The 12,096-nt window shown below is 42.4% G+C and carries 11 protein-coding genes; 3 read left to right on the plus strand and 8 right to left on the minus strand.

Annotated elements, in window-relative coordinates; genetic code table 11:
- Positions 1-200 precede the first annotated feature (200 nt).
- A complete protein-coding gene (locus E1163_RS11580; protein ID WP_155171823.1) occupies positions 201-1,736 on the plus strand; it encodes a SulP family inorganic anion transporter in 1,536 nt (511 codons plus the stop codon).
- Positions 1,737-1,812: 76 nt separating this feature from the next.
- On the opposite strand, the gene E1163_RS11585 is transcribed toward E1163_RS11580, so the two are convergent.
- Together E1163_RS11585 and E1163_RS11590 are read right to left on the minus strand one after the other, a co-directional pair.
- A complete protein-coding gene (locus tag E1163_RS11585; protein WP_155171825.1) occupies positions 1,813-2,907 on the minus strand; it encodes an acyltransferase family protein in 1,095 nt (364 codons plus the stop codon).
- Between the two features lie 6 nt (positions 2,908-2,913).
- Positions 2,914-3,483: an ankyrin repeat domain-containing protein gene (locus E1163_RS11590; protein WP_155171827.1), complete on the minus strand. Its 570-nt coding sequence runs from the start codon at positions 3,481-3,483 to the stop codon at positions 2,914-2,916.
- A gap of 285 nt (positions 3,484-3,768) precedes the next feature.
- On the opposite strand from E1163_RS11590, the gene E1163_RS11595 reads away from it, so the two are divergent.
- Entirely contained in the window at positions 3,769-5,835 is a 2,067-nt protein-coding gene (locus E1163_RS11595) for a helix-turn-helix domain-containing protein (RefSeq protein WP_155171829.1), read from the plus strand.
- 239 nt (positions 5,836-6,074) lie between these two features.
- On the opposite strand, the gene E1163_RS11600 is transcribed toward E1163_RS11595, so the two are convergent.
- Together E1163_RS11600 and E1163_RS11605 are read right to left on the minus strand one after the other, a co-directional pair.
- Complete coding sequence (locus E1163_RS11600) at positions 6,075-6,596, minus strand: hypothetical protein (RefSeq protein ID WP_155171831.1); 522 nt, start codon at positions 6,594-6,596, stop codon at positions 6,075-6,077.
- 138 nt (positions 6,597-6,734) lie between these two features.
- Positions 6,735-7,805: a hypothetical protein gene (locus E1163_RS11605; RefSeq protein WP_155171833.1), complete on the minus strand. Its 1,071-nt coding sequence runs from the start codon at positions 7,803-7,805 to the stop codon at positions 6,735-6,737.
- A gap of 141 nt (positions 7,806-7,946) precedes the next feature.
- Between E1163_RS11605 and E1163_RS31395 the strand changes: the two genes are divergently transcribed.
- Positions 7,947-8,285, plus strand: coding sequence for a cytochrome P450 (locus tag E1163_RS31395; RefSeq protein ID WP_343033815.1), 339 nt, complete (start codon positions 7,947-7,949; stop codon positions 8,283-8,285).
- A 97-nt stretch (positions 8,286-8,382) separates the two neighbouring features.
- Here E1163_RS31395 and E1163_RS11615 read toward each other — a convergent pair whose 3' ends face one another.
- From E1163_RS11615 to E1163_RS11630, 4 genes are all read right to left on the minus strand, one after another.
- Positions 8,383-8,667 carry a hypothetical protein gene (locus E1163_RS11615; protein WP_155171849.1) on the minus strand — a complete coding sequence of 95 codons (285 nt, stop codon included), beginning with the start codon at positions 8,665-8,667 and terminating at the stop codon, positions 8,383-8,385.
- A gap of 440 nt (positions 8,668-9,107) precedes the next feature.
- Positions 9,108-9,536 (minus strand): hypothetical protein, encoded by a 429-nt coding sequence (locus E1163_RS11620; RefSeq protein WP_155171837.1) that lies wholly within the window; start codon positions 9,534-9,536, stop codon positions 9,108-9,110.
- A gap of 197 nt (positions 9,537-9,733) precedes the next feature.
- Positions 9,734-11,089 (minus strand): nuclear transport factor 2 family protein, encoded by a 1,356-nt coding sequence (locus tag E1163_RS11625; protein WP_155171839.1) that lies wholly within the window; start codon positions 11,087-11,089, stop codon positions 9,734-9,736.
- A 301-nt stretch (positions 11,090-11,390) separates the two neighbouring features.
- Entirely contained in the window at positions 11,391-11,837 is a 447-nt protein-coding gene (locus E1163_RS11630) for a hypothetical protein (RefSeq protein ID WP_155171841.1), read from the minus strand.
- Positions 11,838-12,096 lie beyond the last annotated feature (259 nt).

Consider the following 12,096-nt stretch of genomic DNA (forward strand, 5'->3'; position numbering starts at 1 on the left):
AAAAACAAAAAGCTAAATTTGCAGCCTCAAAATGAAGACACCTACTCAGACAAATAGCCCCGTTACTCCACCCTGAAAATCACGGGGTACGCTGCGATTGAGTTTTAATTAAATCAAATTTATTTCCCGGATCCATAAGTTCTGCCGGATGGCTTATCCTGCAAGGTGATGGATTGCTGTTTTTTTATTCAAATAATTTTATGACACTTCTAGAAAATTTAAAAAAGAAGGGGTACAACCCCAAAGACGAAATTCTGTCTGGCCTTACTGTTGCCCTTGCCCTGGTGCCAGAGGCAGTGGCTTTTTCAATTATTGCTGATGTAAGCCCGCTGATTGGTCTTTATACGGCGTTTATTATCGGGATTATCACGGCAGTATTTGGAGGCCGCCCTGGTATGATCTCCGGTGCTACCGGCGCCATAGCCGTAGTTATAGCAAGCCTTGTGGCCAGACATGGAGTAGAGTATTTATTTGCGGCCGTAGTGCTCATGGGTATTATTCAAATGCTCATAGGCTTTTTTAAGCTGGGTAAGTTCATTCGTCTTGTGCCCCATCCGGTTATTTTTGGTTTTCTGAATGGGCTGGCCATTGTCATATTTATGGCGCAGTTTGATCAGTTTAAAGTTGAGATAGATGGTGCAAAAATATGGATGACAGGCTATCCGCTGTATATTATGCTTGCCTTGGTAGCTTTAACCATGGCCATCATTTATTTCCTGCCTAAGCTTACCAAGGTGGTGCCAGCCTCTCTTACAGCTATCCTGGTGGTGTGGGGTATAGTTTTCCTGGGAGGGATCGATACCCGTACTGTTGGTGACATTGCATCTATAGCAGGTGGCCTTCCTGAATTTCATATTCCTTTAGTACCGTTTTCCTGGGATACTTTAATGATCATATTCCCATATTCACTGATAATGGCCCTGGTAGGATTGATCGAAAGTTTATTGACATTGTCTGTGATTGATGAAATGACTGAAACCCGTGGAAAAGGAAATAAAGAAAGTGTTGCACAGGGTGCGGCCAACCTGGTGACCGGCTTTTTCGGTGGTATGGGTGGTTGTGCCATGATTGGTCAGAGTATAATCAATGTGAGCTCCGGAGGCCGTTTCCGTACATCAGGTATAGTGGCTGCAGTCAGTTTGCTGATGTTTATTTTGTTTGCTTCTCCCCTGATAGAGATGGTGCCTATGGCAGCTCTGGTCGGACTGATGTTTATGGTAGCGATCGGTACTTTTGAGTGGGCAAGTTTGAGGATATTCAGACGCGTGCCGATGATCGATGTTATAGTAATGATACTAGTAGCCGGAGTTACGGTAATCTTTCATAACCTAGCTGTAGCCGTTATTATCGGTGTGGTAATTTCTGCCCTGGCCTTTGCCTGGGAAAATGCCAAAAGAATACGGGCCAGAAAGCATGTGGATGAACATGGTTACAAACACTACGAGATCTACGGGCCTTTGTTTTTCGGATCAACCGCAGCATTTGCAGAGAAATTTGATATCCAAAATGACCCTGAACATGTAGTAATAGATTTTAAGGAGTCACGAGTGGCAGACCATTCAGCCATTGAGGCGATCAATAAAATCACAGAACGCTACCAGAAAGTAGGTAAGAAAGTGCATCTAAGACATTTGAGTGAGGATTGCAGAAGAATGCTCGACCGGGCCGACGCCATCATTGAGATCAATTATTATGAAGACCCTACTTATAAAGTAGCTACCGATCAGGTGGGTTAATATTTAAGGTACACCTCCGGCTCCAGTGGGGTGGGAGGTGTATCGCTTAAGTTTTGATTGGGGTAAAGTAAGGTGGTCAATATCTGACCACCTTAACCTCTTCCACGCTTACTTCCTTTCCCATACTTTTGGCCCTGTTCAACCCAAACAAAGGCCTGAGCCAATGCAGCCTTCGGATAATTTCATAATTGACATAGCACCCCAGCGCTGTAAAAACAATAACAGCGGGGAATTTCAATTCCACGGCTATTTCTAAAGGTAATATCAAATAAGAACCGAGGTAAAGCCACACCATATGCACAATGTAAACCGGGTAAGCGGCCTGGCTTAGTGCCGGTAAAATATCACTTGGTTTGTTGAGGTGTTTGTAGCCGAAACCAAATACACCGAATACCCAGAACAGGGTTTCCACGGGCAGAAGTAATTCAGGGCCTTTAAGCTCAAATACAACAAGGCGAACCAGAAATAATAGGATTCCAATACCCAGGAATGGCCAGCGCCATTTAAGTACCATCGGCCAGAAAGTATCACCCGCCAGCATGCAGCAGAACCCTGTGAGAAAGCACAGAAAACCAAGCACGAACCCATGCCAGGTGACGGCATACATCTCGTAGGTTTCCGGTTGGATTAATAGGGTTTCCAATACAAATGGTATCACGATAATCAATATGCCCAATGGGCTGGAAAACAACCAACTTAAGACTCGCTTTAACCATGGGTTTTCCTTTTCCTTCAGATAGACAAACCATGGAGATAGGAGCAATACATAGATGAAAATGTTGCCCAGAAACCAAAGGTGTGCGGGTGAAGGTATCCACGAGATGTCCTGATGGTAATAGTCCTGCCATAATAGCTGATGGAGTGGTACAATGCATAATACGCCAAACACAAAAGGAAGGAAAATCCTCCTGGTGCGTTCCAGGAGGAGGGATTTCAGGTTACGTTTACGCAAGGCGAACCAAACCCCCATGCCCGAAACGAAGAACAGTAGGGGAATGCGCCATACATTCAGGGCCGACATGGGTATCCATATAGCTTCAAGGGGTTCATGGCTCTGAATAAAGCCAATGAAAACACCCCAGGGCTGAAATGCGATAGCAATGTGGTAGATCAGCAGCAGGCCAATGGCAATCACCCTGATCCAGTCTATGTCGTATCTCCTTTTATCCATGGCTTGTTACTTTTTCAGTAGTTCGGCAATGACTGGGCGGGCAGCTTTTAGCCGTTCGTAATCCATTTTAAACCCTAGCGGGCCAAGGTCCTTTCCGATCTGGTCATAGATCGGTTTTAGAGTGTCAAAAGGCATAGTCACTACTTCATAGGCTGTGTTGCCAAAGTTATTTTTTACATCCTTATCAGCTCCGGCCTGCAGCAGGGCTTCCACCAGCTCTGTTCTGCCAAAAAATGCAGCTACCTGCAACGGGGTAGAGCCCTCTTTATTGGGGAGGTTAAGATTGGCCCCGCCTTTTATTAAAGCCTTGCCAGCCTCGGTTCTGTTAAATGTTGCAGCAATAGTAAGAGGTGTAGAACCCCATTGGTCTTTTTTATCCAGGTCGGTGCCCGAAGCCACATGGGCCTCAACCGCTTTTATATTGCCCATAAATACTGCCTCATGAATGCTCATGTCCGGGGCTTCGGCAGTGGCACTCCCTTCTGATTTTTTCATTTCCTGACCGGTTCCACTACAAGCCGCGGCCAACATGATTGTTAATGCAGCCATCAATCCTTTGATCTTTAATCTTTTCATAATAAGTGATTTTAAATTGTTTGAGACAAAGCTCAGCAGAACGCACCCGCGTCACTAAACATGAAAGATGCAAATGATGTAAGGTTTGAATATCAGGTATAAATTATGATGCAACAGTATAAAATATGATGCAAACTCTGCGTCAAGGCCAATCTATTTAGGCTTTTACGCTTCATTTTGATTATAATTTTCGACACTTTTGAATGCTGGGAATTAGTAATTGTGCTGACCGCGCGAAGATAAGTGCACGTTTACAATCCAACCAAAACAACCTCTATCTGATTAATGCAAAATTCGACTTCTAAAGATTCACCGTTCCTCAGGCAGGTCACGGAGATCATCGACGGGAACCTGGCCAATGAGCAGGTTGGTGTTGCTGAGCTGGCTGAGGCAATGCATATGAGCCGGTCGAACCTGCTGAGAAAAGTACAAAAGGAGGCAAACTGCTCTGTCAGCCAGTTTATACGACAGGTGAGGCTGCAAAGGGCGCTGGAAATGTTGCGGAGCAATACCCTCACCGTTTCTGAGATTTGCTATAAAGTAGGGTTTGGAAGCACCTCGTACTTTATAAAATGCTTTCGCGAACAGTACGGATATACTCCCGGAGAGGCCGGTCAGGTAGAAGAGGCAGAAGCCAAGGCCACAGTAGAGGCGCCAGATGATGCTTCCCCGGATAAAAGAAAGTACGGATGGCTCGCCATGGGTGTTGGAGTAGTATTACTGGCATTGACGGCCATATTCTTTTTCAATAACTCTCCACGTCACCCTTACCCGGTGGAAAAGTCAATAGCGGTACTGCCTTTTATCAATAACAGCAGCGACTCTGCCAATGTGTACATCATCAATGGTGTAATGGAGTCTGTACTCGGGCATCTTCAGAAGATAGAAGACCTGCGCGTGGTGAGCCGCACTTCTGTGGAGAAATACAGAAATACCAACAGGAGTATTCCGGAAATTACAGAGGAGCTGAATGTGAGTTATATCGTAGAAGGCAGCGGCCAGAAGGTTGGTGATGAAATACGCCTGAACATCCAGCTCATAGATGCTGCGGGTGACAGGCATCTCTGGGCCGAGGAGTACCAGCGCAACCTGGGCGACATCTTCGACCTGCAGGTGGATGTGGCCAAAAGTATAGCGCAGGAAATACAGGTGATTATTACACCTGATGAAGAGAAGAGGATCAGGAAGGTGCCTACCGATGATATGGTGGCCTATGACTATTATTTGAAAGGTATCGATGCGCTAAACCGGGATTCCGAAGAAGGTGTTTTTGAGGCTATTGATTGGTTGGGGAAAGCTGTTAAGCAGGATAAAAACTTTGCCTTGGCTTACGCCAATATTGCCATTGCTTATTATTACCTGGATGCCTTTCAGGTTCAAAAGAAATATCTGTCGCAATTGAACTATAATGCAGACCAGGCACTGCTCATAGATGCACACCTGGGTGAGGCGCTGATTGCCAAATCATTTTACTACATAAATGTTAATGATTATGAAAAGGCACTTCCTTATCTCGAAAGGGCCCTGGAGTCTAATCCCAATTCCGCGCAGGTACTCAATGCCCTTTCTAATTATTATGCTAACTACATGCCGAATACGGAGAAATATCTTGAATACGCGCTTAAGGGAATCCAACTCGATATCAATTCCAATGACTCGGTAACGACCAGCTTTATTTACCTGCACGTAAGCAATGCGCTGATCCAGGTAGGTTTTATTAGTCAGGCACGGGAATATGCAGAAAAATCACTGGCGTACAACCCTCAAAATATCTACTCTGATTATCTTAGAGCTTACATTATCTATGCCGCTGACGACGACATAAACAGCTTGCAGGAAAACCTGATCAACATACTGGCCAAAGATACTACCCGGCTGGATGTGTTGCAGGAAGTAGCCAAAGTCTGTTACTACAATGAAAATTATGAGTTGGCAAATAAGTATTACAGTGCATTCCTGCGTATAAAAGATTCACTTGATCTGGACATATACCCTGCCGAATATTCCAAAATAGCCGTGCTGCATGATAAACTCGGCATGCCGGATAAGGCAGACCATTATATGAAGCTTTTTAAAGATTTTGCCGACGAAGATAAATCCATTTATAAGCACATCAGTCTTGCAGCTTACTACTCCTACGAGGGGGATACAAAACGTGCGCTGGAAGAAATGAAGCTGTTTGCTCTGGAGGATGATTATTTCTATTGGATCCTGATGTTTGAGGATGACCCTATGATGGAAAAAATGAAAGGAAATCCTGAATTTGATAAGGTCTGCAGGCAGTTAAAGGATAAGTTCTGGAAACGGCATGAGAGGATAAAGGCGACGCTTGCAGAGAAGGGGTTGTTGTAGATTGATTAGGGATCAAACATTAAACCTGTGGAGTAAATGGTTTGGGGAGTAAAACAAGTAAAGTGAAACTTGCTACTGAGAATAGGGTCTCCTCAGAAATTTCACTTGATCCTTTATTAGAATCTGTCAAATCGTCTGAAAGCTTTACAATATTCCCAAAAAAGCAGAGGTGTCTCAGAAGCCACTACCTGCTATACTTGAAATCGAGACATCAAACCTGAGTGCCTTCTATATTGAAACTAATTGCTTTTACAGACTGCAATACTCAAACGGCCATTAGGGTTTTGCTTTGAGTATGCACTGCCGATATTGGTCGCGGCTAATACAACATCCCTACCTTCGCCGGTGGCTGACAGGTGGACTTTCACGCTCCCGTCAAATTTTAACAGGTCATCGAACCCAAACGAGTTGTTGTCCACTAAATCATTAAGTAAAGTGATGCTTTCCCCGGTGTCGGCATAAAGATCGTTCAGGGAAAAAACTATTTCGGCATCTTGTGTAGCCAGGTTGCCATAGTGGAAGTGAACCGGGTGGTATGCATCTCCATCTGTGCCCTCGAGTTGTACTTCTACCTGTATCCCCAGGTCGGTTCTTTCTTTAAATATTACCGTGCCATAGACGGGGAAATCAGAAGCTTGCAGGAGACTATAGGTTATCTGGCGACCCGTGTAATCATTCTCTTCCGCATCCTCACTGTTGTTACAGGCAGATAAAAATACTCCGCATGCTACTGCCCAGGTTAATAGAAATACCTTTTTCATAGAATGAAATGATTTATTTGGAATAAATATAGCCTTTTTCTGGCTTTAAAGCTAAGGGTGCCAGTTTTTTGAGGTTGTTAAATTCGGTTTTCATTTGGTTGAAAAGAAGGAAAGGTTTCACAATACATTTCCTTCTTTTCAGATTGCTTCCGTATTGGACTTTAATAGCTGTTTATCTACAAAATAATACACTGCCCCTGCGATTAAACCTCCCAAAACCGGCACATAAATGCCTTTCAGTATGGAAATCAAATAACTCAGAATATCATACGGAATAAAGATGAATGTTTGATAAAGTAATGATATTAGCCAACTCACAAGGGCTGACAGGGTAAAGGCTATTAGAGGCTCTTTGATTTTCGTTAGAAATATACATATAACCAAAACTTCGATAAACACGAGAAACGTATCATCCATACTTCTGAGTAAGTTGAGGGAGGCTCCCTCCATTGGATAAGATAAAATCTTAATTGCGAATATCAGTAACCAAAAACATAATATAATTTGTAGCTTGTTCGTGAAAACTTTATTTAAAAAAAGCAACCCATAGACCTGTACAATAACCAATATGGTGGTGTTTAGAACTATTCCAGGTGTTATTCCTGGTTCCGGGAAATCTTTTTTAAATGTTTCAGATAACCCATTATAAAAGGAAGAAAAATCATATTCAGCTTTTATGGTAAACAAAATGGACATTATGAAAAGAGCCATAAATAAGGCAAGGGAGCCGTACTTTTTTTCTCTTTTCAAAACGTAGTCGAGATCGAGGGTTTTGTTAATGGTTTCGAGGTTTAGAGAGCTTATTCCTATAATTATTCCTACTGATAGCAGATGTGTGGAGAGAGCGAGGATGCCAAGATTGGCAAAGTATTCACCCGTATACATTGTAATTCTGTTAAAATCAACATAGCCTGAAATTAATAGGTGAAAAAAGTTATGTGATGAGGTGATTTCATGATTTACATAAGTATACCAATCATAAAAAAGCCCAACTACAAAGTAGATGAGCAGTGGGTTTACCTTGCTCTTGGATGAATTTCCATCTTGTGACTGCCTGGCCGTTGTAAGGCCAAGTAGCACGGCCAGATAAAAGAAAAACCTGAAATCAACCGGTTCATAGACTTGCTTAAAGAGTAGACTGTACAATATGACCCAGCATATTGTACAAATTAGTCGTGGATAGGGTTTTAAGATTTTCATGTTATTCATATATCTATTGACAATCCTTTACCATGGTCTGGCAATTCACCGTTAAATGAATGGTGCCTAAAAACCAAGTGGAGGGATTAATTGGAGAGGGGCGACTCCAAATTTAATGTTTTTTTGGATGATGGGTATATCTTTTAGTTTATTTTTAAGTTAGATGTTACACGCCATTTTGATGGTCATATTATAAGCAAAGGGCAGGTGGTGCTGGTCATGATAGGGTCAGCCAACAGAGATGAGAGCAAGTTCTCCAATGCCGACACTTTTGATATACATCGTGATCCGAATCCTCATCTGGCTTTAGGGAAGGGTATACATTTCTGTTTGGGAGCGCCATTGGTACACCTTGAAGCTAAAAATGGGTTAACTGCGCTTTTGAAAAGGTACTCCGCTATTGAGCATCAGGAGCCTTTTACCCTGCATCCTTCTGAAAATAGTGCAGTATACGGGTTGAGAAGTTTGCCATTGAGAGTAAAGTCATAGGAACAAACTCGCTGTTTATAAGGCGTACAGATGAAGTAAATTAGCCCGGAAGGCAGAAGAAAGATAAATGTGCAATCAAGTCCTTCCGGGCAGGCTTTTAACTTCCTGCAATTGGAGTCCCGAAAATGCCCACCGCCAATTCTGCCCAAATGAGGAAAAGCGCGAGCAGGATAGCACCACAGATAATTACCCTTTGCATAGTGCTATGTACTTTGCGCAGCACCAGCTCACATGCCAGTCCGGTGCTGAGCAGCAATATGCCTGCAAGAATAAAATCAAATGCAGACCAGTCCACTTCACTGGAAAACTGCATGGCTGTAAATGGAATAAGCAGGATGACCACCACCGCCAGTATAATTCCGATCAATCTTTTGTTTTTCATCATTGTTAGAGTTTTGTCCTGTGATAATTTTTTCAAATGATAATCAGGTCTATATGTTCAGGGAATACATTCTGAAAATTACTCCGAACCTAACCTTAAGTTCATTTGCTTGGATAAAGGTAATTAAAAGTACTTTGTATTTCAAAGTAAATGGTGGGATTTTTGTGCCCGCTTGAAAATCTTAGCAGGCTTCTTGAAATATGCTTACCACTTTTGGGTAAGCTTAAAACCTATGGAGTGGGTGAACCGGAGAAACACGAACAGGTTGGAATTCGATGTTATCGATCAGTTTAATTGACATATAACCCCTAATGTGTTGTAAGCTGACTGTTAATTTTTGGAAGGTGTCCGTCAGGTTACGTTCAGATTACACGCCCGATCCGAGGGTGGAAAGAGCCTGTTTAGTTAAAAAAGTGTTCTTTTCTTATTAAACAACCCTGCTAAAAGTCTTCAGGTCCTAATGGATCAATATCTACACCCAAACCCTCATATCCGCCTTTGTCCCAATGGTAATCAGAAAACAAGCTTTTATACTTACTGTAGTAGTGTTCTCTCAGCCTTTTGTCCATTCCTAAATCATAACTTACAAGCATTACATCAAGTTGGGTGCTTGTCTGCATATAATACCTTAATAAGGTAATTCTGTTGGCTATCAGATGAAATTTTTCAACTGGCAGGCTATCACCTTCAAAAATCTCGCTGTCAATTCTTAAGATAGAATCCTGTATTACCATGAGTTTCTCATATTTATCAGCAGTTTCCAGTAATGATAGGTTTGACTTGGCCAGATAATAGTTTTTTTTTGCTTCCTGTTCTGACAATATCAATATCGCCCCTCCAAAAGTCACACCTCCCAATGCAAATGCCATTATCAAATTAATATTTTGAATAAATCGTTTAAATAATTTCATGCGGACTTGTATGTATAGTGAGTTTATCCCTAAAAATAAGGCTTTCTGGAAAAGTGAGCATTGTTTATACAGATTCTTTGAGTAAAAAGTGATCTGCACACGCTGTGAATGCTTTATGCATAAAACCGCCTACTTGTTATTTTCCTTTGGCTTGTTTAGCAGCCGCATGACAGAAATACGGTATCGTCTCCTCTTTTAGCAAAGTTTGGAGACTCCCACCAAATGTTAGTGTTCGGGTCTTCTCTGAAATTATCATGGTAAAGCATGTCGAGATGGTCATCACCATCCAAATCAAGTATAGAAACGGGGAGGTCAGGGAGGTCTTTGACAAAAAGTAGTATTTCACCTTTCACCTCCCATAGCTTTATATTATCGAATACATTTTCACCACACTCTGAAGAGACTTCAGCCGTTGTGGCAAAATTTTGTGTTTTTCCTTCAAAATACTCCAATGAATAGGAGTGGGTGTCCTCCTCGCCGGTCTGGTTAAGCAGGCTTTGTCTCAATTCCTCGGCAATTTCCTTTTTTCTATACACGAAAGGTTTTCTGGACGAAATTAATGCCCATTGTCCTTGTTCAATGGGCAATTCTTCACCCCCAAAGAATAATGCAGAAGACAGGGGTGTTGTACGCTCATATCCACCCACCCAGAAATAACGGCGTTCAAATATTGAGCTGGGGTGAGTAATCCCGGGAAGACTGTCCCTCAGTGATTTACTGATGGCCCGCCACCCGGCTATGGTATGGGTGGAGACCGAATCAGAGTTTATGCTTCCAATAAATATATTTTTATTGATAACACTATCCAGTGGAGTTTGGGTACTGTCAATACTAAAGTAAGATACATCTATGCAGTGAGTCTCATGCCAGCGCTCATCACATACTTTGTCTTTCCTGAGCAACTGTGCGTTCGAAAAATCTACGGGAATATGTACATAGTTTCCTTCCCTTGCGTAAAAAAGAGGGTAGTTCATGACATTGTTAATGTCATTTGTGGTGCTGGCCAGCCTGGATTCCAGCATTTCTTCCTTTACAATCTTTAACCGGTCGCCCGATACTTTTACACTCAGGTGCTTGGGGCCTAAATCATAATAGGTGCCGTTGGACCAGCCCTGCTTGAAAAGAATTCTATAGGGACGGTCTTGCATGAAAATTTTAACATCTGAAATATCTACGGTCATCGGCTTTTGAAACATACGCTGCCTGTCTTTCAGCCAGTCCTCACGATCAAAGGTAAAGGTGTTTTCTCCTGACCGTTTTATTCCCCGGAAGTCATCGCCATATAGTATTGAGTATGCCTCAAAATCGCCAGAATTCTGTGCTTCCTTCCATTGGGTTAAAAGGGAAAAAAGGTCTTCTTCTGAAACAGAAAACACATCAGCTTGTGTGGTATCTCCATCTGTTTCGGAAGACCTTGCATCGGATCTGGTTTTTTCTTTTACATTTCCGGAGCAGGAAAGCATAAATAGTGTAATGCAGGTAATAATGCCTGTTCTGTAAAGGGTGATCATGACTTGTAAATGTTTAGAGGATACCATAGTATCATACATACATTTAAAGATGTAATGGTAAATAATTAAGCCCGGTTGTAGCCTCCGCTACTGACCCGGTATGTGCTTGAGCGTCCGCTCGATTATTGGAATATATGGCAAAATGTGACGAAATATATAGCGTGATGACCCCGAATGGCATACTTTTTCCCATGTTTCCAAAGATAGCATTTAAAGAATCGGGCGGACGCCCTATATCATTTTAGGTCGTAGGATTGCTGCGCTTCTACGACCAGGGTGGGGCTTAGGATTATTTGCTTAACTAAGATCGTTGAGCGGCTCCCTGCCTGGCGAGTTTCCATGCTTCTTCAATAAAAAATTTTCCATTCAAAGAAACTACTGCCAATTTGTTATCGCTGGTAAGCGCAGCCTCAGCCTCATTATTGGCATCCAGATATAAAGCCGCGTCATAAGGCAGTACAACCTCTATGCCTCCTATGGTATAATGGGTCACGGAGTTGTTGTAATTGGTGTTGAGGGTTAGTATTTCTGAGGAGCCAGTTAGGTAGTACACATCATCACCGGAGAGGTTGCGTATGTCTGATAAGCTATTCAATATTTGTTTTTCAATACTGGCTAGCTTTCTGACTGGTCTGTCCTGTAATAGTTGTTTGCGAGCTTTTTGGTGTGATTGGCGCGCACTGAAGTATTTTATCAGGTTATATAGTAGTATAACTAATAAGATGAGTTTCAATAAGCTGATGATCATAATTCAGGGATTTAGGTGGCTAAATACAACAAGTTTGTAAGGTCCTGAGCCTGATTTAATAGCAGGCTGTTGGTGACCTTATAAATTGACCCCGCAAAGCTATAGGCTATGCAATAGATAAAATTGTAAATTTTAAACACTTGTATGCCTGCTCTGAAGTCAAGCATTCAGGCAGAGTATAAAAATTAATGAAGCCCACCCCCCGTAGCTACGGCAACTGCCCCAGACCCATGTCTGTGGCTCATCTACAAAGCCGGCC

It is taken from the genome of Fulvivirga kasyanovii (genome assembly GCF_009711405.1).
Taxonomy (GTDB): Bacteria; Bacteroidota; Bacteroidia; order Cytophagales; family Cyclobacteriaceae; genus Fulvivirga; species Fulvivirga kasyanovii.